The sequence below is a fragment of the Aquabacter sediminis genome (assembly GCF_028863665.1).
Lineage (GTDB): Bacteria > Pseudomonadota > Alphaproteobacteria > Rhizobiales > Xanthobacteraceae > L1I39.
The window spans coordinates 21,556-42,339 of the sequence record NZ_JARBFX010000015.1; the positions used below are offsets into that span (position 1 = coordinate 21,556).

Below are 20,784 nucleotides of genomic sequence, written 5' to 3' on the forward strand. Positions count from 1 at the left end.
CCGGACCATGACAGAAAAGCGGCGACGCCACAAGGTCTGATATGGTTCCAAGGAGGCCCCGAGGCTGGGCTTATTGCGCACGAGGGGCGCTCCGCGCAAGAACGCTACGGCGCGCATGCGTTTCGCGCAACGGTGTTGCGACAAGAGGTCAGGACGCCCATCCCACGGACGCCTCCTCCCCGTCCCACGCCCGCCGCAAAGTCAGGGATTATTAACCCTCACGATTCCAGTACCCTCCCGTGCCAGGTGCTCCATGACGCTTCCCCTTCGCCGTCTTTCGCTTTCAAGCGCCCTGGCAGGCGTCGCCTTGTGCGGCCTGACGGCGACCGGCGCCGAGGCGCAATATTATTACCCCTACCCGCCACCCCCGCCGCCCGGCCCGGTCTATGTGCCGGCGCCGGCCTATGGGGCACCGGTCTATGGCATGCTGCCGCCTGGTGAAATTCGCGCCATCGTGCGCAACCTTGGCTATTGGCAGGTCAGCCGGCCGTCCCTCCAGGGACGCGCCTATGTGGTGAGCGCTATCGGAGACGGTGGCCCGGTCAGCCTGGCGGTGGACGCCTTCACCGGCCGCGTCACCCCGCTGACCACCATTTCCGGGCCGACCTATGGCCCGCCGCCGGCCACTTATGCGCCCATGCCGCCGCCTTCGGGAAACCTGTCCGCCCGCACGCCTCCCGCCGCGCAGCCCGCCCCACCCGCGCCCAAGCGGCGGCCGGCGGACGTGCAGACGGCCAAGCCCAGCACGACCACGCCCAGCACGGCCAATCCCGATGTGGGCGTGCCCATTCCGCTGGCACCGGGTGCCGCAGGGGCGTCTGCGCCGGCCGCCACCAACGGAACGCCCCCATCCAGCACGCCGCAGGCCGCAACCTCGCCTGCTCCTGCCGGTGCGGCGGTGCCGCCCACTCAGGCAAACCCCGCTCAAGCCAACCCGGTCCAGCCAGCTCCGGCGAGCCCGGCCAAGACGGGTGCGATCCCCGCTGCCGGACAACCCATTCCGGCCGCCGGGACGCCCGCCCCCAGCCAGCCAGCCGCCAACCAAGCCGCGCCGAGTCAGGCCGCACCGAGTCAGGCCGGTAGCCAGCCGCCGGCCGCACAAGCGCCCACGGCGCAGGCCGCCCCGGTCAAGCCGGCGTCTCCGGCGCCGCAGGCACCTGCCGCGCGCACTCCGGCGGCCGGCACCTCCACGCCGGGAGATGTTCCCGCCGGCAGCGCGTCGGTGCTCTCGCGCGGCACGAACTGACGCGGCATCACGCTCAGGCGAGCCCCGCCTCCGCGAGGGCGGTCCCCTGCCGCTGTGCAACGCCGGCTTCCGAGAAGCCGGTGATGGCCTCCTCGAATAGAGCGTGGAAGTTCAGCTCCGCCTTCAGATGCAGGAAGACGGCGCCGAGCCCGATGGCGGCGCGGTCCATGAAGACGAATTCGCGGGGCACGGTCACCGGCCCCAGTTCCTTCAGGGCGGTGTGCACCTGGAAGGCCTCGCGCCGTCCATATTGGCCCGGCGCGACGCCATCGGCGATGGTGCGCACCCGGTCGTCCATCAGCGGGCCATAGATGAAGCGCGCCCAGATGTTGAGCACGTCGATCAATTCCCGCTTCAGCCCCCGGAAGCCCCAGGTCTCATAGGCGTGGACCACCCGGGCCTCGTCTCCCTCCAGTAGGCCGCGATAGAGGTCCACCACGCCCGCCACGAAGGTGGGCGGGAAGATGCGGATGCAGCCATAGTCCAGCAGGTTGATGCCCGCCGGCCGCTCCGCCTCGTCCATGAAGACGGTGTAATTGCCCAGATGCGGGTCGCCATGGATGACGCCAAACCGGCTGAAGGGCAGCCACCAGGCGGTGAACATGGCGCGTGCGAGCCCGTTGCGTTCCTCCAGCGGGTGGTCGACGAAGGTGAGGATCTTGCGCCCTTCGAGCCATGAGAGCGTCAGCAGGCGCCCGGTGGAGAGGTCCTCCCGCACGCCCGGCACCCGCACCAGGTCGCTGTCCGCCAGCATGTGGCGATAGAGCGCCACATTCTTGGCCTCCCGCCGATAGTCCAGCTCTTCGCGCACCCGCTCCCCGATCTCCCGGGCGATCTCCCGTGTGTCGATGACCGAGGTCATGCGCCGGTGGAGCGCGAACAGCACGTCCAATTGGCTGAGGTCCGCTTCCACCGCCGCCTGCATGTCGGGATATTGGAGCTTGCAGGCCACCGCCTCGCCATCCAGCGTCACCGCCTTGTGCACCTGGCCAAGCGAGGCGGCGGCGGCGGGCTGGTGTTCGAAGCTGGCGAACCGCGTCTCCCAGTCGCGACCCAGTTCGGCCATCATGCGCCGGCGCACGAAGGCCCAGCCCATGGGCGGGGCGTCCGACTGGAGCTTCTGCAACTCGCTGGCATAATCGGGGGGCAGGAGGTCCGGCACGGTGGCCATCAATTGCGCCACCTTCATGAGCGGGCCCTTCAGCCCGCCAAGCGCGGAGGCCAAGGCCGCCGCATTGGCCTCGCCCGCCTTGTCGAGGCCGAGAAGGCGCGTGCCGGCGATGCGCGCGGCCACCCCGCCCACATTGGCCCCCACCCGAGCATAGCGCGCCGCCCGCGCGGAGAAGCGATTGCGTTCGGCATCATCGGCCATGGAGCACCTTTTGGGACATTTCGGGTCCGCACGCGCAGGTCAGGTACGAGCCCGGCGCCAGGAGAGCGCCAGCAGCACCAGGAGGGAGAGGGGCGTGAGGACATCGGTATAGAGAATGGGGCCGGCATTGCCGGCCGCAAGGTTCCCTGTCTCGGCAATCTGCACCAAGTGACCGGCCGCCGCACCGCCCAGGAAGCCGGCGGTCATGATCGCCACCGCCAGCCGGTAGTGCCAGCTGGAGAGGAAGGCTCCCACCACGCCGGCAAGGCCGATGCCCAGATTGGCCACGCCGACCTCGAACTGGAACGGGCTCGGCGCCCAACCGATGGAAGCCGCGGCCTGGCTGGCGAAGACAATATGCCCCAGCGCCGCCCACAGGCTTTCCAGCCCCACCGGGAAGAGCAGAATGGTGCGCAGCAGGCGGTCGATGACGAAGCCGGGCGGACGGGGCGCCGGCGCGCGGGCGATGGCGAGGCCTGCGCACGCCAGTGCCAAGACCCAAGTGAGGATCGGTACCCAGAAGACCATCTCGTACCTCCCACTATCAACGCACGACGGCTGTCATCAGCGCACACCTTAACGCATTGGCTGCGCTTCCGGTTCACCTCCTGCACCCGGTCTGCCGCACCGCCCCGCGCCTTGCGCCGAACGCCGTCCCGCCCTATTGGCAGGGGGAACCGGCGCGTGCCGGACCGAACGGTCGTTGGGAACGCCGCGCATGAAGGCAGCCGCGCAGGCAGGATGGATGAAGGCGACCGCCCGCTGGTTCGGCGCGGTGGCCCTCGCCTATCTGCTGGTGCTGCAGGGGGTCCTCGGGTTCGCCGCTGGCGCGCAGCATGGTCCGGGTTCCGCTTTGGCGGCTGACGGCCTCTGCCTCCCCAGCCAGATTCTCGCCGGCGATCCGGCCCCCGCGCCCGATGACACCGACCATCACGATGCCCTGTGCTGCCTCATGGGCTGCACCGCCGGCCATGTGCCGGTCGCGCTCGGGGCCGCGCCGGTGGCGCGCCTCGCCCCGCCGCTTCCCGTTCCGCTGCGGATGGCCCGGCCGCTCGCCGGTGCCACCTTCAAGCAGGCGACCCTCTCCCCCTTCGATGCCACAGGCCCTCCGGCGCGCGCCTGACGCCGTACCATCCTGTCCTGTCATCGGAGATGTTTCATGTCCCGCTTTCTTTCGCGCGGCTGGACCGCCGCTTTCCTCGCCGTCGCCGCCCTGCCAGCCGCTGCTGTCCCGGCTTTCGCCCATGTGACGTTGGAGCCGGCCGAAGCGCAGTCCGGCCGCTCCTTCAAGGGCACGCTGAAGGTGCCCCACGGCTGCGAGGGAGCAGCCACCACCGCCATCCAGGTCACGCTGCCCGACGGCGTGATTTCCGTGAAGCCCCAGCCCAAGGCCGGCTGGACGCTGGCCACGCAGATCGGCGATTACGGGCGCTCCTACGAAGTGATGCACGGCCCGCCCGTCTCGAAGGGCGTCAAGACCATCACCTGGTCGGGGGGCGAGCTGCCCGACGCCTATTATGACGAGTTCACCTTCGTCGCCTATCTGGCGCCGCAGGCGAACCCGGCCACGCTCTACTTCCCCGTGCTCCAGAGCTGCGGTACCGCCAGCACCAACTGGGCGGAAATCCCCGCCGCCAGCGGCCCCCGCCCGCCGCGCCCCGCGCCCGCGCTGAAGGTGGCCGCCGCTGTACAAGCCCCGTCCGCTGCGGTTTTCAAGGCCGGCGACCTCACCATCGAGGCGCCCTGGTCTCGCGCGACCCCTGGCGGCGCCAAGGTGGCTGGCGGCTTCCTGAAGATCACCAATGCGGGCACCACGCCGGACACGCTGGTCTCCGGCACCTTCGCCGCCTCCGGGCGGGTGGAGATCCACGAAATGGCGGTCAAGGACGGGGTGATGACCATGCGGCCGCTCAAGGACGGCCTGGTCATTCCTCCCGGCGGCAGCGTCACGCTGGCGCCCGGCGGCTACCACCTCATGTTCATGGACCTCGCCCAGCAGCTGAAGGACGGCGACACCGTCAAGGGGACGCTGGTGTTCGAGAAGGCGGGCAAGGTGGACGTGACCTTCCAGGTGCGCTCCATCGGCGCGGGCGCCGGCGGGCCTCCCGCATCCGGCGGCATGTCTGGCATGGACCACAAGCACTGATAGAAGGAGGCGCCCAGCCGGACTTGGGCGCCTCTCACGCCGCCGCGAAGAGGGGGCGTTCGCAGCGCACCTCTTCGCGGATAACGGTCTCCACCTGCTGCAAGGCGGGCTGGGCCGCCTCGCTGCGGCCATAGAGCACGAACTCCACCTCCGGCAGGGGCGCGCTGACAAGATCCGTCACCGCCACCAATTCCGCCCGCATGGCGCGGGGGGAGCGCACGGTGACGCCGAGCCCCGCCCCCACCGCCGCCATGAGGCCCGGCAGGCTCGGGCTGGTGAAAGCCACGCGGAAGGGTCGCCCGGCCGCCGTGAGCGCAGAGATCGCCGCTGCCCGAAAGACGCAAGGCTGCTCGAACAGGAGCAGCGGCATGGGGCTGCCCGCATCCAGCCGGAACTGCCGTGCGGCGTACCAATGCATGGGCTCGCGCGCCACCACGCGGGCCGGCAGGTCGGTGTCGCGCCGAAAGCCCACGGCGAGATCGAGATCCGCCACGTTCAGGCGATCCAGCAAGGTCTGCGTGGAGCAGACCCGCACGGTGATGGGCGCCTGGGGAAACTGGGCGGCCAGACGCGCCAGGATGCGCTGCATGGCCGTCTCACCCACATCCTGCACGAAGCCGAGCCGCAGCGGCTGCGCGAAGGCGCCGTGTACGTGCTGGGCGAGGATGCGGTCGTTGAGGTCCAGCAGATGGCGGGCATCGTCCAGGAAGGCGCCGCCCCGGGCGGTGAGCATGACGCCTCGCCCCTTCCGCTCGATCACCGCAAAGCCCACCTGCTCCGAAAGCCGATCCATCTGAAGGCTGACGGCAGACTGGGTGCGCCCCACCCGCTGCGCCGCCGCCGAGATGGAGCCCAGTTCCGCCACCGCCGCAAAGGAGCGCAGCAAGTCCAGGTCGAGATTGCGGATCATGGCGGGGTTTCCCTCGATCGCGCGGTGCCTCGCCCGGTGAACCGATAAGGGAACGCGACACCTTGATATGAGCATATCGAAATTGATGATTTTGATAATTCAATTTTTCTCATACATAATCTCGACCTATCCTCCCTCCATTCCCTCAACCGATGGAGGCCCCCATGCCCATCCTGCAAGTCACCCTCTCCAGCTCCCCCGACTCCTCCCAGGCCCGCGCCATTGCGGCGATGCTTTCGGGCCTCTCCGCCCGCATTCTGCGCAAGGATGAAAAGCTCACCTCGGTGGCGGTCACCTTCCTGTCGGCGGACCAGTGGTTCGTCGCCGGCGAGAGCCTGGCGGAGGCGGGGCTGGCGTCCTTCTGGCTGGACATCGCGGTGGTGGATGGCACCAACACCAAGGACGAGAAGGCCGCCTTCATCGCCGCCACCTTCGCGGCCATGGCGCAGGCGCTGGGGCCGCTGCATCCGGAGAGCTATGTCCTGGTGCGCGAGGTGAAGGCCGACGCCTATGGCTATGGCGGGCGCACCCAGGAAAGCCGCTATGTGGAGAAGACCCTCAAGGCCGCAGCCTGAGCGGGGCCGGATCGGGGGCGCGACGCCGCTTGCGCCTCCGGGGTGCGGCTGCCAGGGTGAGGCATGAGCGATCCCCTTCCCGAGACAGCCTCAAAGCCCGCAAGCACCGTCGCCGTGGGCGGTGGGGTGAGCGTCATCCTGCTGACGGGGATGGCCGCCATGGCCAAGCTCTACCAGGAGGGCAGCGGCGTCCTCGCGCTGGGTCTCGTCCTTGTGGCGACCATACTTGGCGCCTTCGCGCTGGCCCGCTTCATATCCCGCCATGGCCATGAGATCGGCGAAGCCCGGTTCGACACCACGCCGAAGGAGCCGCCGGGCGCCTGAGCGACGGCGGCGGCGCGCCCTCGGTGAGCCCTGGCCCCTCGGCCAAAGAAAAAGGCCGCCCGGCGTGCGCCCGGCGGCCCCTCTTTCTTGCGCTGTCCTGGAAGGATCAGAGGTTCTTGACCACTTCCTCGGTGACCTTCTTGGCGTCGCCGAACAGCATCATGGTGTTGTCGCGGAAGAACAGCTCGTTCTCCACGCCCGCATAGCCCGAGCCCATGCCGCGCTTGATGAAGAGCACGGTCTTGGCCTTCTCCACGTCCAGGATCGGCATGCCGAAGATGGGAGAGGCCGGGTCGGTCTTGGCCGCAGGGTTGGTCACGTCGTTGGCGCCGATGACGAAGGCCACGTCCGCCTGGGCGAACTCGGAGTTGATGTCCTCCAGCTCGAACACCTCGTCATAGGGCACCTGGGCTTCCGCCAGCAGCACGTTCATGTGCCCGGGCATGCGGCCCGCCACCGGATGGATGGCGTACTTCACCTCGACGCCCTCTTCCTTGAGGATGTCGGCCATCTCGCGCAGCGCGTGCTGGGCCTGGGCCACCGCCATGCCGTAGCCCGGCACGATGATGACCTTCTGGGCGTTCTTCATGATGTAGGCCGCATCGTCCGCCGAGCCCTGCTTGATCGGGCGGGCTTCCACCGCGCCGGCAGGTCCACCGGCGGTCTCGCCGCCGAAGCCGCCCAGGATGACGGAGATGAAGGAGCGATTCATGCCCTTGCACATGATGTAGGACAGGATCGCGCCCGAGGAGCCCACCAGAGCGCCGGTGATGATCAGCGCGGTGTTGCCCAGGGTGAAGCCGATGCCGGCCGCCGCCCAACCCGAATAGGAGTTGAGCATGGACACCACCACCGGCATGTCGGCGCCGCCGATCGGGATGATGAGCAGTCCGCCCAGCACCAGCGAGACGATGGTGATGATCCAGAACAGGGTGATGGAGCCGGTCATCACGAAGGCGACGATCAGCACCAGCAGCAGGATGGCGAGGCCCGCATTCACCAGGTGGCGGAACGGCAGCATGATGGGCTTGCCCGACATGTTTCCGTTCAGCTTGGCGAAGGCGATGATGGAGCCGGTGAAGGTGATGGCGCCGATGGCCACGCCCAGCGACATCTCCACAAGGCTCGCGCCATGGAGGTGGCCGGGGTCACCGATGCCGAAGGCGGCGGGCGCATAGAGCGCGGCGGCCGCGACCAGCACGGCGGCAAGGCCGACCAGCGAGTGGAAGGCCGCGACGAGCTGCGGCATGGCGGTCATGGCGATGCGGCGGGCGACCACCGCGCCGATGCCACCACCGATGCCGATGCCGGCGATCACCAGCACCCAGCCGATGGCGTCGGCGGGCGGGGAGAGGGCCAGCGTGGTCAGGACCGCAATGCCCATGCCGACCATGCCGAACAGGTTGCCCTGCCGGGAGGTGGTGGGATGCGACAGGCCGCGCAGCGCCAGGATGAACAGGATGCCCGAGACCAGGTAAAGGAGGGCGGCGATATTCGCGTTCATCGCTCAGATCCTCACTTCTTCTTCTGGTACATGGCGAGCATGCGGCTGGTCACCATGAACCCGCCGAAAATGTTCACCGAGGCAAAGATGAGCGCGATAAAGCCGAAGAGGCGCGCGCCCCAGGAATGGCCGGCATCACCGACCGTCGAGACACCCACCGCCAGGAGGGCGCCCACCACGATCACGGAGGAGATCGCGTTGGTGACGGACATCAGGGGCGTGTGGAGCGCCGGGGTCACTGACCACACCACGTAATAGCCCACGAACACCGCCAGCACGAAGATGGACAGGCGGAACACGAAGGGGTCGATGGCCCCGCCGGTGGCGGCATGGGCGGCGGCGCCCAGCGCGGTGGCCGCCTGGTCCGCATAGGCCTGGGCGACCTCGGCCGCCTGGCGTGCCACCTCGGCGGCGGCGCGCGCCTGGGAGGCGGCATCCACGGCCGTCTGCGATGCAACATTGCTCATTGGACGGCTCCCTCAACCTTGGGGGCGAAGCTGGGATGGACGACGGCGCCGTCGCGGGTGAGGAGCGTCGCCTTCACGAGCTCGTCGTCCCACTTCACCGCCAGGGCCTTGGAGCCCTTGTCGATCATGGTCTCAAGGAATGCGAAGAGGTTCTTCGCATAAAGCTGGGAGGCGGAAGCGGCCACCCGGCCTGGCACATTGAGATAGCCGACGATCTTAACGCCGTTCACATTGGTGATGTAGCCGGCCTGCGAGCCTTCCACATTGCCGCCGCGCTCAACTGCCAGATCGACGATCACAGAACCGGGCTTCATGGAGGACACCATGGCCGCCGTCACCAAGCGGGGCGCGGCCCGGCCGGGAATGAGGGCGGTGGTGATCACCAAATCCTGCTTCTTGATGTGCTCGGCCACGAGGGCCGCCTGCTTGGCCTGGTATTCCGCCGACATGGGCTTGGCATAGCCCGCGGCGGTCTCGGCCTGTTTGAACTCCTCGTCCTCCACCGCGATGAACTTGGCGCCGAGGGATTCGACCTGCTCCTTGGCGGCGGGGCGCACGTCGGTGGCGGTCACCACCGCTCCGAGGCGGCGGGCGGTGGCAATGGCCTGGAGACCGGCGACGCCCGCGCCCATGACGAAGCAGCGCGCGGCGGGAACAGTGCCCGCCGCGGTCATCATCATCGGCAGCGCGCGGCCGAATTGCTCGGCGGCGTCGATCACGGCGCGATAGCCGGCGAGGTTCGCCTGGGAGGACAGGACGTCCATCACCTGCGCACGGGTGATGCGGGGCATCAGCTCCATGGAGAAGGCGGAGATGCCGGCATCGGCCATGGCCTTCAGCGCGGCATCGTTGCTGTAGGGGTCCATGATGGCCAGAACCAGCGCGCCGCGCGGGTAGGTGGACAGCTCAGCCTCGGTGGGACGGCGCACCTTCAGCACCACATCGGCACCGGCCACAGCATCGGCACCGTTGGGAACAATGGTGGCGCCCATCGCCTCGTAATCGGCATCGACGATGCCGGAATTCAGGCCTGCCCCGCTCTGCACCGCGAAAGTGGCGCCGAGGGCGGACAGGCGCTTGACCGTATCCGGGGTCGCAGCGACCCGCGGCTCGCCGAGATCAACCTCGGCGGGGACAGCGATTTTCATCTGAAACGTCTCCGATGTCCGAGTTTTCAACTCAGAGCAGGAAAATCCACATGAGGACCATGAGCACGGCGACGCCTACGGTGCCCCATTTGGCGAGGCCCGTGAACAGAGCGTACGTCCGCTGGTGCTCGGCATAATCGTTGCCTGCCGCGGTGGCATATTCCACCGAGCCGTGATCGGCCATGTCACTCCCCCTAGCGCGCTTTTTTGGACTTTGCCCTTTAACCTGGAAAGGGCGTTTGTGGCAACTGCGCGTGATATACAGTATTCCATATATCAAGACGTGACCAGCCCTCCCACATAAGAATGTGATCGGATTTGTTCTTGTTATGTTCCTATCCTCGGGATAGCCTGAGGACATGGATTTACGCAACGACTCAACAGCTTCCGTCCCTAGCGGCAGCTTCGGCCGCCACGGCGGGGTCATGCGCTCCGCCGACGCTCCGGGCGGCGATTCCGCCGCCCGGCCACGAAAGAAAAAAACGCCGCACCCGGAACGGATTGTCGGGCGCCTCGTGCAGGACCGGCAGTCCGCCCAGCGGGACGCCCAGGACGCCGCCCGAGAGGCGGCCCAGGAGGCGTCCCAGGAGGCGGCCGGTCCCTTTGCCAGCGAGACGCTGCCCTGCACCATCGATGCGGACCGCCGCCGCGGCCGGGGCGCCGTCTCCAATGCCACCGGCCGGTTCGAGCCGGCGGCGCGCATCCCCTTCGACGATGGCTGGGACAGCCTGGAGGACCTGCCGCCCTTCCTTACGCAGGTGACCGAGGAGCGGGCGCGCACCGTCATCACCCGCAACCAGTCGCCGGACATCGCGTTCGACCGCTCCATCAACGCCTATCGGGGCTGTGAGCATGGCTGCATTTATTGCTTCGCCCGCCCCACCCACGCCTATCAGGGCCTCTCGGCGGGGATCGATTTCGAGACGCAGCTTTTCGTAAAGCCGGATGCGCCGGAATTGCTGGCGCGCGAGCTGGCGCACCCGTCCTATAAGCCGCGCACCATCGCCATGGGCACCAATACGGACCCCTACCAGCCCATCGAGCGGCGCTGGGAGATCACCCGCAAGCTCCTTGGCGTGCTGAATGATTTCGGCCATCCGGTGGGCATTGTCACCAAGTCCGGCCTGGTGGCGCGCGACATCGATATCCTGAAACCCATGGCCGAGCGGGGGCTGGTGAAGGTGGCCATCTCCATCACGACGCTGGACCACAAGCTCTCCCGCCTCATGGAGCCCCGCGCAGCCTCGCCCATGCGGCGGCTGGAGACCATCCGCCGCTTGACGGACGCCGGCATCCCGACAGCGGTGTTGACGGCTCCGCTCATCCCCGCGCTCAACGACATGGAGATCGAGCGGATCCTGGATTCCGCCAAGGCGGCGGGGGCCACCGAGGCCGGCTATGTGACCTTGCGGCTGCCGCTAGAGATCGCCGACCTGTTTCGGGAGTGGCTCGTCACCCATTTTCCCGACAAGGCCCGACATGTTCTCTCCCTGGTGCGGGAGATGCATGGCGGGCGGGATTATGATTCCACCTTCGGTACCCGCGGGCGAGGCACCGGCCCCTATGCCTGGACCATCGGCCGGCGCTTCGAGATCGCCGCCGGGCGGCTCGGGCTGGTGGGGCGGGGGCTGAAGCTTACCACCGAGCATTTCCGCAAGCCACCCAAGGCGGGCGAGCAATTGTCCCTCTTCTGATGCCGCCTACTTCCCAAGCAACCGTGGCGGGTCCAGCCCGGAGTTTCAATGTCAGCCGAGACGCCCTCCCCCCGCCCCGGTCTCCACCTCGTCACGTTGGGCGTCGCGGACCTCGCACGCGCCATCGCCTTCTACGAGGCCTTCGGCTTTGTGCGCCGAGGCAAGGCGCACGAGGACGTCGCCTTCTTTGAAGCCGGCAGCGTCATCCTCTCCCTCTATCCCGCCCACGCCCTGGCGCGCGACGCCGAGGTGAGCGACGTGGCGGGCCAAGACGCCTTCCGGTGCATCACGCTTGCCTGCAACACCACGACGCAAGACGAAGTGGAGACCCTGATGCAACGCGCGGCCGCCCTTGGCGCCCACGTGCTGCGGCCGGCGCAACCTGTCTTCTGGGGCGGCTATATGGGCTACTTCGCGGATCCCGACGGACATGTGTGGGAGATCGCCCACAATCCCTTCTTCCCTTTCGACGGCCAGGGCCGGCTGGTGGTGTCGGATTGAGCGCAGCATCCGGCAACTCTTCCTTGAGACATGCCAGGGCTTCATGAGGCTTCCGCCGGATGGCGGGAACGGATGCGCCCATGACCGAAAACGCCCCGCCCTCCTTTGCCATCACCGCCTACATGCCCGATATGCGCGATGCGCTCGCGGACCTTTGGGTGGCGAGCTGGGCGAAGACCATGCCGGACATCGATTTCGAGGCGCGCCGGCCCTGGTTCCTCGGCCATTTCGAGACCCTGCGCGAGACGGGGGCCGACATTCTCGTAGCTCGCGTTGCGGCAACCGAACAGCCCGCCGGCTTCGTGGCCATCGCGCCCGCCACCGGCTATCTGGACCAACTGGCGGTGGCGCCCCCCTTCTGGGGAAAGGGGGCCGCCGAGGCCCTCATGGCCGCGGCGCGGCAGGTGTCACCGACCGGCATCGCGCTCGACGTGAACCAGGACAATCCCCGCGCCGTCGCCTTCTACCGGCGGCTCGGCTTCATCATCGCCTCGGAAGGGCGCAACCCATTGTCCGGACGTGCCATCTGGCGGATGGAATGGAAGCCCTGATCAGGCCGCACCATTGAACTGCAAGGCCGCCAGTCGCGCATAGAGGCCACCCTTCGCCACCAGTTCCCCATGCGTCCCCTCGTCCACGATCCGCCCTCCTTCCATCACCAGGATCCGGTCGGCGGATAGAACGGTGGCAAGGCGATGGGCGATAACAAGCGTGGTGCGCCCCGCCATGGAACGCTCCAGCGCCGTCTGCACAAGTGTCTCGCTTTCCGCGTCGAGGGCCGAAGTCGCCTCGTCCAGGAGAAGGATGGGTGCCGCACGCAGCATGGCGCGGGCGATCACAATGCGCTGGCGCTGACCACCGGAAAGCATCACGCCCCGCTCGCCCACCTGCGTATCCCAGCCTTGAGGAAGGCGGACCACAAACTCATCCACCAGCGCCGCGCGGCCGGCGTCTTCCACCTCCGCATCGGTCGCCTCGGGCCGGGCGATGCGAATATTCTCGCGCACACTATCCGCGAAAATGGCGACGTCTTGCGGCACCAAAGCGAGCTGGCGACGCACCGCGACGGGATCGCAGGCGGCGATGTCGATGCCGTCGAGGCGGATCTGGCCCGCCTGAGGATCATAGAAGCGCTCCAGCAACTGGAACACGGTGCTCTTGCCGGCCCCTGACGGCCCGACCAGCGCCACCCGCTCGCCGGGCCGCACCGCGAAAGACACGGCATGCAGTGCCCGCCCGTCCGGACGGGTGGGATAGGCGAAGGAGACTTCGTCGAATTGGATCGCGCCCGACAGTCGGGCTGGAAGCGCATGGGGCCGGGCCGGGACCTTCACCTGTGGCGTCTCGCGCAGGAGTTCGCCGATGCGCTCAGCGGCACCGGTGGCCGAAGAGACTTCGCCCCAGGTCTGGGACAATTCGCCGAGCCCGCTCGCCGCCAGCACGGCGAAAAGCACGAACTGGCTGAGGTCGCCTGCCGTCATGGTGCCCGTCATCACCGACTGGGCCCCCGCCCACAGCACCCCGACGACACTGGCAAAGACCAGGAAGATGCCGATCCCAGTCAAAGCCGCGCGGGCCTTGGTGGCGTCCCGGGCTGCGATGAAGGCGCGCTCCACAGCCGCAGCGAACCGCGCGCGGGCCGCCCCCTCGGCGCTCGAAGCCTGGACGGCGCGCATGGCCGAAATAGCTTCCGCCGCATAGGCGGAGGCATCCGCCAGCGTGTCCTGCGCGAGGCGCGAGCGTTTGCGCACCCGCCGGCCGGAGGCCACAAGCGGCAGGACGATCAGCGGAATGGCCACCAGCACCAGCGCGGAAAGGCGCGGACTGGTGATCACCATCATCACCACCGAGCCCACGCACAACGCGAAGTTGCGCAAAGCGATGGATGCGGAGGTGGCGACCACCACCTTGATCTGCGTGGTGTCGGCGGTCAGCCGCGAGGTCAATTCGCCCGCCCGGGCGGTGTCGTAGAAGGCCCCGTCCAGCAAGGTGAGGCGGGCAAAGACCGCGTCGCGCAGGTCCGCCACCACGCGCTCTCCCAGTGAGGTCACAAGATAGTAGCGAACGGCGGAAGCGGCGGCCAGAACGCCCACCACAACCAGCAACATCATGAAGTAGCGGTCGATAAGGCCCGCCTCGGGTGCCGTGAAGCCGTGGTCGATCATGCGTCGCACGGCAATGGGCATGGCGAGCGTCGCCATGGCCGCCACCACAAGCGCCACGAGCGCAGCGGCCACGCGGGCCCGATAGCGCAACAGGTGCGGCAGGAGCCCGAGCAGCGGCCCGAGCGAGCGCCGCCGCCCGGATGCCGTTGCGGAAGTCGCCTCGGAAGCGGGTTTGGGCGGAAGTTGCGGGCGATCCGCTGAGGTGTCGGCTTGTGTCAACGCATGCTCTCGTTTATAGACCCGCCACTTCCGTCAGGAAACGAATTCATACCGTCGCCGTTCGGCTGGTCTCTGGCGCGGCGAGAAGGACGTGACCCATGAAGAGCGAGATTCACCCCGACTACCACTTCATCAAGGTGGTTATGACGGACGGCACCGAGTACACGACGCGGTCGACCTACGGCAAGGAGGGCGACACCCTTCAGCTCGACATCGACCCCCGCACCCACCCCGCGTGGACCGGCGGCACCCAGCAGCTGATGGATCGCGGCGGCCGCGTGTCCCGCTTCAAGAACAAGTTCGGCGGCCTGCTCAAGGGCTGATCGAGCGCGACCTTCCGGCCGCGCCCGGCCTTTTGCCTGCGCGCCAAGGTCGCACCCTCGTTCGTCTTCAGGACAGAACCCATGCCGGGGCTGGACGGGCCGGATCCGAGAAGGATCGGCCCCTTCCGGCCCTGGTGTTTTTGTGCGTGCCGGATTCCGGGGGCTGCGGGGGCACGGCGCCAAGCCGCGCGCCCTTGAAGCGCGCCGCGCGGCCCACCCGCACGGAGATGGGCCGCAACGCCGCATGGCTCGGCCCGATGAGGGCTCACTCGGGTGTCTGATGGACCAGCCGAAGATGCGGCCGGCCCGTGGGCGCGGGCCGCTCGCCATTGGCATTGGCCGCCGCAAGCAGGTACTCGGCCCGGGCGCAGACCGCATCCCGCAAAGCCTCAGCCTCCGCACGCAATGCCTTCAGTCCGTCCGGATGGTCGGCTGAGGGCACGGCCGCTGGTGCCTTGAGGTCGGTGCGGCTCGCCTGCAGGCGCACCACATCCATGGAAATCTCGCCTTCCGCCACCGCCCGCTCCATGAGCAGCCAGGCGGCGATCTGCAGCAGCAAGGTGGTGAGCGCGCGCGATTCTGCGTGATAGGCGGTGTTGGCGTCTTCGGAGAGCAGCGTGGCCTCCAGCCGCCCGGGGCCGCCGAGATAGGCACTCACACGCTCCAGGAGATCCATCCCATCCCGGTACATCTGGGAGAAGGGACCGTTGCCCGGCACGCCGAGGGTCGCAATGCTCCGGTCCATCTCCGCCTCCTGCGGCCCTAGGCGCGCGTTTTCGGCCGCGCGCCCGAGGCGGCGCGACCTTGCGCGGGGAGACCAGAGTGCACCCGTGTTGCGGCGGAATCCAGGCCGCCGGCTATACCGCATAGAGAATTGCGGGGATGACAGGCGCTCACAGAAGAGCCGCCTTGCGGCGGCTCAGGTCGACGGGAGGACGCCAGATATCCGAGAAGGCCACAAGCCTTCGATCAGGACATTCCTCTTTTACCACCCGGCGCTTAACAAAAGCTGAACGCTCAACGCTTGAAGAAGGCATCGGCCGCGGTGCGCGAGGCCTTCTTGGACGCCAGCGCGCCTTCCAGGCGGACGATCTCAGCCTTCAGAAGCGCGATGCGCTCCAGAAGTTCGTCCTCGGAGAGCCGCGACACGTCCGCTCCGGGCTGGATGGGCGAGGGCGGGGGCGGGGGGCGATCATCATCCATGGGTCAAGCTCCGATCCAGAACCGCCTGCGGCCCCGCCTTTTTCCCAGCGGGGCGACGCATGGGGCCGGACGCCATTTTCGCGCCGCGCCGCATGGGTTACTAGAGGGGCCGCCGATTGCGGCACATGCCGCCCACCCCGCACCGTCACGGACGGGGGATGTCCCTCCCCTCCACCGATCCAACGGGAACCGTGCCATGACCGATCTGCCCGCCTCCATGTCTGCCATCTGCATCTCCGCCCCGGGCGGCCCCGAGGTGCTCGTGCCGTGCGAGCGGCCCATGCCGGTGCCCGCCGCCAGCGAAGTGCTGATCAAGGTGGCAGCCGCTGGGGTCAATCGGCCAGACGTGGTGCAGCGGCGCGGCCTCTATCCCGCCCCTCCCGGCGCTTCCGACCTGCCGGGGCTTGAGATTTCCGGCACTGTGGTGGCGCTCGGGGCGGGCGTGACGCGGCACAAGCTGGGCGACGTGGTGTGCGCACTGGCGGCGGGAGGCGGATATGCCGCCTATTGCACGGCGCCCGAGGCCACCACCTTGCCGGTGCCCGAGGGCTTCACCCTGGTGGAAGCCGCCGCCCTGCCGGAAACCTTCTTCACCGTGTGGAGCAATGTCTTCGACCGCGCGCGCCTGGAAGCGGGGGAGACCCTGCTCGTCCATGGCGGCACCTCCGGCATCGGCACCACGGCCATCCAACTGGGCAAGGCGTTCGGCGCGCGCGTGATCGTCACGGCCGGATCGCCGGAAAAGTGCGAGGCCTGCCGGAGCCTCGGCGCGGACGTGGCCATCAACTATAAGAGCGAGGACTTCGTCGCGGTGGTGAAAAGCGCCACCGGCGGAAAGGGTGCCAACGTGATCCTGGACATGGTGGGCGGCGCCTACATCCAGCGCAATTACGAGGCCGCCGCCGTGGAAGGGCGCATCGTGCAGATCGCCTTCCAGGAGGGGTCCAAGGTGCAGATCGACTTCATGCGCCTGATGCTGAAGCGCCTCACCCACACCGGCTCGACGCTGCGCGCACGCCCGGTCTCCGACAAGGCAGCCATCGCCGATGCGCTCCTGGCCAAGGTCTGGCCGCTGCTGGCGCAGGGCGCCATTCGCCCGCTCATCGACCGCACGTTCCCCCTCGCGGAAGCCGCGGCCGCTCACGCCCGGATGGAATCGAGCGCCCATATGGGCAAGATCGTGCTCGAGGTGGCCTGATGCGCCCCTGCGGAAGCCGCCGCTGGACGGCTGTTTCCGCTCCCTCCTGCTGCGTCAGCCGGGCCTTCGCCTTGCTCCGGCCCCAGGTGGGCGCTAGTGATGGCCCCTTCCCCCGGTTCACCGGGTGCGGAGGCTTGCCGTTGCGTTCTGTCCTGGTTCTGTGTGTCCTTCTCCTCGCCGCCCTGCTTCCTATGCGCCCCGCTGGCGCTGTCGAGGCCGTTGCCGTTCGTCTTGACGCCAAGGTCACGGACCTGCTGCCCGCCGTCGAGCACTACAACACGGACACCGATCGGCTTCAGATTTCCACCGTTCCCGGCACGGATGGCATCGTCCGCCGCATCGAGGTGCGCGCCTCAGACGGCGAGACCAAGGCCCATTGGGTGGTCTTCGCCCTCTCCAATAACACCGACGAGCAGATGGACCGGCTGATCGTCGCGCCTTTCTACCGCATGGTGGGGTCGGGCCTGTTCTGGCCGGACCTGGGCAACCGGCGCATCCTGAACCTCACCCCCAGCCAGGGCTTCAAGCCGGAGCGGCAGAGCGCGCCAGACGCGGACGTCTTCCTGGTGACGCTCGACCCCGGAAGCACCGTCACCTTCGTCGCCGAGCTGACGGGCGAGAAGCTGCCCCAGCTTTATCTATGGGAGCCGGACGCCTTCAAGGACAAGGTGAACAGCTTCACCCTCTACCATGGCATCGTCATCGGCATTGCCGGGCTGCTCGCTTTGTTCCTGACCATCCTGTTCGTGGTGAAGGGCTCGGTGATGTTCCCCGCCGCCGCCGCGCTCGCCTGGGCGGTGCTGGGCTATATCGGGCTCGACTTCTCCTTCTGGTCGAAGGTGTTCGGCCTATCGCCCATCGCGGAGCAATTCTGGCGGGCCGCGGGCGAGGCGATCCTGACCGCTACCCTCCTTGTCTTTCTCTTCGCCTATCTCAACCTCAACCGATGGCATGTACGCTATGTGCACGTGGCCGCCGGCTGGCTGGTTTTCCTCGCCGCCCTCGTGGTGGTGGCCCTTCTGGACGCGCCCGTTGCGGCCGGTATCGCCCGCCTCTCGCTCTTCGCGGTGGCGGTGGCGGGGCTTGCCGTGGTGATCTGGCTATCCCAGCACGGCTATGACCGGGCGGTGCTGATCATTCCCACCTGGCTGCTGCTGCTGGCCTGGGTGGTGATGGCCGGCCTCACGGTGGAAGCGGTGGTCACCAACGACCTGGTGGCGCCGGCCCTCTCCGGCGGCCTGGTGCTCATCGTCATGCTGATCGGCTTCACGGTGATGCAGCACGCCTTTGCCGGCCTTGGCGCGGTGCAAGGCTCCACCTCGGACCTGGAGCGGCGCGCTTTGGCGCTGGCCGGCTCCGGGCATCTGGTGTGGGACTGGGACGTGGACAGCGACCGCATCTACACCTCACCCGAGGTGGAAGATGCCCTCGGCCTCAAGCGCCGGTCTCTGGAGACCGAGGCTGCCGGCTGGCTGGAAGTGCTGCACCCCGCGGACCGCGACCGCTTCCGCGCGACCCTCGACGGCATCATCGACCAGCGGCGCGGGCGCATCGACCAGGATTTCCGCCTGCGCGCCATTGACGGCCATTACCTGACCTACAATTTGCGGGCCCGCCCGGTGGTGGGCGCCGATGGAGAGGTGGTGCGCTGCATCGGCACACTTGTAGACGTGACCGGCGAGCGCATCGCCGCCGAGCGCCTGCTGCACGATGCCGTCCGCGACAATCTCACGGGCCTGCCCAATCGCGAGCTTTTCCTGGACCGCCTGGACCAGGCGCTCACCTTCACGCGCATCGACGACACGCTGAAGCCCACCGTCATGGTCATCGACTTGGATCGCTTCAAGCAGGTGAACGTCTCGGTGGGCATGGCCATGGCCGATTCCATCCTGCTCACCGTCGCACGTCGCATGATGCGGCTGCTGAAGCCGCAGGACACGCTGGCGCGCATCTCGGGCGACCAGTTCGGGCTCATCCTCATGTCCGAGCGCGACCCCGAGCGCATCACCACCTTCGCCGACACGCTGCGCCGCTCGCTCCGCGCGCCCATCACCTTCGCCGACCGTGAAGTCTTCATCACCGCCTCCATCGGCCTCGTTTTGTCCGGCAGCGACCAGGGCAAGCGGGCGGACGTGCTGAAGGATGCGGAACTGGCCATGTATTTCGCCAAGCGCATCGGCGGCGACCGCATTGAGGTGTTCCGTCCGGCCATGCGCCAGCAGAAGACCGATCGGGTGGCCCTGGAGGACGATCTGCGCCACGCCTTGGAGCGCGACGAAATCCTGGTGCGCTACCAACCCATCGTGCGCCTGGACGACCGGGCCATTGGCGGTTTCGAGGCCTTCCTGCGTTGGCGGCATCCGACCCTTGGCGAATTGCCCGCCGCCGAGTTCCTGCCGCTCGCGGAGGAAACCGGCCTCATCCTCGACCTCGGCCTCTTCGCCCTCGAGCGGGCGGCCCGCCAGCTTGGCCAGTGGCAGCGGCTGGTCCGGGTGGATCCGCCGCTCTTCATGCATGTGAACGTCTCGTCGCGCCAATTGCTGCGGCACGATTTGATCCAGGACCTGAAAGCGGTGCTCGCCCGCAACGTGGTGGCGGCCGGCTCCCTCAAGCTGGAAATCACCGAGGCTCTGGTGATGGAAAATCCCGAATATGCGGCCGTCATGCTGGCGCGCATGCGGGAACTGGGCGCGGGCCTGTGCCTCGATGATTTCGGCACCGGCCAGTCGGCGCTCGCCTATCTCCAGCGCTTCCCGTTCGACAGCATCAAGATCGACCAGCGCTTTGTGCGCGACAGCGCCAAGGGACCGGCCCGGGCGGCGCGGCCCATCATTGTCGGCTCCATCATCGATCTAGCCCATCACCTGGGCATGGACGTGGTTGCCGAGGGGCTGGAGCGCGAGGAAGAGGCGGGCGAAATGTCCCATTTCGGCGCCGAATATGCCCAGGGCATCCTGTTCGGAGAGCCGCTGACGGCGGAAGAGTGCCGCGCCTTGTTCGAGCCGGTTCGCAGCGAGCCTCGCCGCCGCCGCAGCGCCGGCTGAAGCCCGCAAGAGACGTCGCAGGCGCACCTTCAGGCGTGCCCGGCCTCCGAGGAGAGCATGGCCAGGTCGATGCCGAGCTTGCGCAGCGCCAGGTCATACTTGGCCTCGATGCTGGCGCCGAAGACCAGATCTGGGTCCGCCGGGCAGTGCAGCCAGCCATTGGCCTGGATTTCGTTTTCCAGCTGCCCGGGTGCCCATCCCGCATAGCCGAGTGCCAGCACGGCATTGGACGGCCCACGCCCGCCGGCAATGGCTTTCAGGATGTCCAGAGTCGCTGTCAGGCAGATGCCGCCATCGATGGGCAGCGTGGAATTCTCGATGAAGAAATCGGAGCTGTGGAGCACGAAGCCCCGCCCGGTCTCCACCGGCCCGCCACGCAGCACCCGCACATCTCCCACCGCCTTGGGCAGGAGAATGCGATCGGCCGCCGGCACCACGTCGAGCTGCACCAGAAGATCGCGGAAATCGATATTGGGGGCGGGCTGGTTCACAACGATCCCCATGGCCCCCTCTTCGGAATGGGCGCACAGATAGATCAGGGTACGGGAAAAGCGCTCATCCTCCATGGAGGGCATGGCGATCAGCATCTTCCCGTCGAGATAGTCCCGCGGGTGGTCGGGCGAGAGCATCTTCAAATCGTCCGTCATGGAGGAAAGCCTAGCGCGGAGGGGCTCGTTTGCAAACGCCGAACCGGCGGTCCGCGATCCCGCCATGCTGTTTCGCCGCACCCGTCACGGGAAAGTGC

Annotated in this window: 22 protein-coding genes; 11 read left to right on the forward strand and 11 right to left on the reverse strand. The window is 67.9% G+C overall.

What is annotated here, in order from left to right; translation table 11 throughout:
* Nucleotides 1–253: 253 nt before the first annotated feature.
* Nucleotides 254–1,246 (forward strand): hypothetical protein, encoded by a 993-nt coding sequence (locus tag PV781_RS21845; RefSeq protein WP_274777736.1) that lies wholly within the window; start codon nucleotides 254–256, stop codon nucleotides 1,244–1,246.
* Nucleotides 1,247–1,259: 13 nt separating this feature from the next.
* Here the strand turns inward: PV781_RS21845 and PV781_RS21850 are convergent, their stop codons facing one another.
* Entirely contained in the window at nucleotides 1,260–2,618 is a 1,359-nt protein-coding gene (locus PV781_RS21850) for an ABC1 kinase family protein (RefSeq protein WP_274777737.1), read from the reverse strand.
* A 39-nt stretch (nucleotides 2,619–2,657) separates the two neighbouring features.
* Nucleotides 2,658–3,146 carry a DUF6790 family protein gene (locus PV781_RS21855; RefSeq protein WP_274777738.1) on the reverse strand — a complete coding sequence of 163 codons (489 nt, stop codon included), beginning with the start codon at nucleotides 3,144–3,146 and terminating at the stop codon, nucleotides 2,658–2,660.
* Nucleotides 3,147–3,336: 190 nt separating this feature from the next.
* On the opposite strand from PV781_RS21855, the gene PV781_RS21860 reads away from it, so the two are divergent.
* Both PV781_RS21860 and PV781_RS21865 read left to right on the forward strand, forming a co-directional pair.
* Nucleotides 3,337–3,741: a hypothetical protein gene (locus PV781_RS21860; RefSeq protein WP_274777739.1), complete on the forward strand. Its 405-nt coding sequence runs from the start codon at nucleotides 3,337–3,339 to the stop codon at nucleotides 3,739–3,741.
* Between the two features lie 36 nt (nucleotides 3,742–3,777).
* Nucleotides 3,778–4,764, forward strand: coding sequence for a DUF1775 domain-containing protein (locus tag PV781_RS21865; protein WP_274777740.1), 987 nt, complete (start codon nucleotides 3,778–3,780; stop codon nucleotides 4,762–4,764).
* A gap of 34 nt (nucleotides 4,765–4,798) precedes the next feature.
* Here the strand turns inward: PV781_RS21865 and PV781_RS21870 are convergent, their stop codons facing one another.
* On the reverse strand, nucleotides 4,799–5,674 hold the full coding sequence (locus PV781_RS21870) for a LysR substrate-binding domain-containing protein (RefSeq protein ID WP_274777741.1): 876 nt from the start codon (nucleotides 5,672–5,674) through the stop codon (nucleotides 4,799–4,801).
* Nucleotides 5,675–5,838: 164 nt separating this feature from the next.
* Here PV781_RS21870 and PV781_RS21875 point away from each other — a divergent pair, with 164 nt between their 5' ends.
* Complete coding sequence (locus PV781_RS21875; protein ID WP_274777742.1) at nucleotides 5,839–6,249, forward strand: tautomerase family protein; 411 nt, start codon at nucleotides 5,839–5,841, stop codon at nucleotides 6,247–6,249.
* A gap of 63 nt (nucleotides 6,250–6,312) precedes the next feature.
* Complete coding sequence (locus tag PV781_RS21880) at nucleotides 6,313–6,573, forward strand: hypothetical protein (RefSeq protein ID WP_274777743.1); 261 nt, start codon at nucleotides 6,313–6,315, stop codon at nucleotides 6,571–6,573.
* Nucleotides 6,574–6,679: 106 nt separating this feature from the next.
* Here PV781_RS21880 and PV781_RS21885 read toward each other — a convergent pair whose 3' ends face one another.
* From PV781_RS21885 to PV781_RS21900, 4 genes are read right to left on the reverse strand one after another with little or no spacing between them, the layout of a single operon-like run.
* Nucleotides 6,680–8,077 (reverse strand): NAD(P)(+) transhydrogenase (Re/Si-specific) subunit beta, encoded by a 1,398-nt coding sequence (locus PV781_RS21885; RefSeq protein WP_274777744.1) that lies wholly within the window; start codon nucleotides 8,075–8,077, stop codon nucleotides 6,680–6,682.
* A gap of 11 nt (nucleotides 8,078–8,088) precedes the next feature.
* The gene (locus PV781_RS21890) at nucleotides 8,089–8,544 is read right to left on the reverse strand and encodes a proton-translocating transhydrogenase family protein (protein WP_274777745.1); all 456 of its coding nucleotides are present in this window, start codon (nucleotides 8,542–8,544) and stop codon (nucleotides 8,089–8,091) included.
* Complete coding sequence (locus PV781_RS21895) at nucleotides 8,541–9,692, reverse strand: Re/Si-specific NAD(P)(+) transhydrogenase subunit alpha (protein ID WP_274777746.1); 1,152 nt, start codon at nucleotides 9,690–9,692, stop codon at nucleotides 8,541–8,543. The genes PV781_RS21890 and PV781_RS21895 overlap by 4 nt, the downstream gene beginning before the upstream one ends.
* A 31-nt stretch (nucleotides 9,693–9,723) precedes the next feature.
* The gene (locus PV781_RS21900) at nucleotides 9,724–9,876 is read right to left on the reverse strand and encodes an aa3-type cytochrome c oxidase subunit IV (RefSeq protein ID WP_209104008.1); all 153 of its coding nucleotides are present in this window, start codon (nucleotides 9,874–9,876) and stop codon (nucleotides 9,724–9,726) included.
* A gap of 241 nt (nucleotides 9,877–10,117) precedes the next feature.
* On the opposite strand from PV781_RS21900, the gene PV781_RS21905 reads away from it, so the two are divergent.
* From PV781_RS21905 to PV781_RS21915, 3 genes are all read left to right on the forward strand, one after another.
* Entirely contained in the window at nucleotides 10,118–11,386 is a 1,269-nt protein-coding gene (locus PV781_RS21905) for a PA0069 family radical SAM protein (RefSeq protein ID WP_274777747.1), read from the forward strand.
* Nucleotides 11,387–11,434: 48 nt separating this feature from the next.
* Nucleotides 11,435–11,887, forward strand: coding sequence for a VOC family protein (locus PV781_RS21910; RefSeq protein WP_274777748.1), 453 nt, complete (start codon nucleotides 11,435–11,437; stop codon nucleotides 11,885–11,887).
* An 80-nt stretch (nucleotides 11,888–11,967) separates the two neighbouring features.
* Nucleotides 11,968–12,438, forward strand: coding sequence for a GNAT family N-acetyltransferase (locus PV781_RS21915; RefSeq protein ID WP_274777749.1), 471 nt, complete (start codon nucleotides 11,968–11,970; stop codon nucleotides 12,436–12,438).
* Here PV781_RS21915 and PV781_RS21920 read toward each other — a convergent pair whose 3' ends face one another.
* Nucleotides 12,439–14,271: an ABC transporter transmembrane domain-containing protein gene (locus PV781_RS21920; RefSeq protein WP_425532449.1), complete on the reverse strand. Its 1,833-nt coding sequence runs from the start codon at nucleotides 14,269–14,271 to the stop codon at nucleotides 12,439–12,441.
* Between the two features lie 98 nt (nucleotides 14,272–14,369).
* Here PV781_RS21920 and rpmE point away from each other — a divergent pair, with 98 nt between their 5' ends.
* Nucleotides 14,370–14,594, forward strand: coding sequence for a 50S ribosomal protein L31 (gene rpmE, locus PV781_RS21925; RefSeq protein WP_274777750.1), 225 nt, complete (start codon nucleotides 14,370–14,372; stop codon nucleotides 14,592–14,594).
* 265 nt (nucleotides 14,595–14,859) lie between these two features.
* Here the strand turns inward: rpmE and PV781_RS21930 are convergent, their stop codons facing one another.
* Complete coding sequence (locus tag PV781_RS21930; RefSeq protein WP_274777751.1) at nucleotides 14,860–15,339, reverse strand: DUF1465 family protein; 480 nt, start codon at nucleotides 15,337–15,339, stop codon at nucleotides 14,860–14,862.
* A gap of 272 nt (nucleotides 15,340–15,611) precedes the next feature.
* Complete coding sequence (locus PV781_RS21935; protein WP_274777752.1) at nucleotides 15,612–15,797, reverse strand: DUF1192 domain-containing protein; 186 nt, start codon at nucleotides 15,795–15,797, stop codon at nucleotides 15,612–15,614.
* 196 nt (nucleotides 15,798–15,993) lie between these two features.
* Between PV781_RS21935 and PV781_RS21940 the strand changes: the two genes are divergently transcribed.
* Nucleotides 15,994–16,995 (forward strand): NAD(P)H-quinone oxidoreductase, encoded by a 1,002-nt coding sequence (locus tag PV781_RS21940; protein ID WP_274777753.1) that lies wholly within the window; start codon nucleotides 15,994–15,996, stop codon nucleotides 16,993–16,995.
* Nucleotides 16,996–17,186: 191 nt separating this feature from the next.
* Nucleotides 17,187–20,039: an EAL domain-containing protein gene (locus PV781_RS21945; protein ID WP_274777795.1), complete on the forward strand. Its 2,853-nt coding sequence runs from the start codon at nucleotides 17,187–17,189 to the stop codon at nucleotides 20,037–20,039.
* Between the two features lie 29 nt (nucleotides 20,040–20,068).
* Here PV781_RS21945 and PV781_RS21950 read toward each other — a convergent pair whose 3' ends face one another.
* Nucleotides 20,069–20,686: a YqgE/AlgH family protein gene (locus tag PV781_RS21950; RefSeq protein WP_274777754.1), complete on the reverse strand. Its 618-nt coding sequence runs from the start codon at nucleotides 20,684–20,686 to the stop codon at nucleotides 20,069–20,071.
* Between the last annotated feature and the right edge of the window lie 98 nt (nucleotides 20,687–20,784).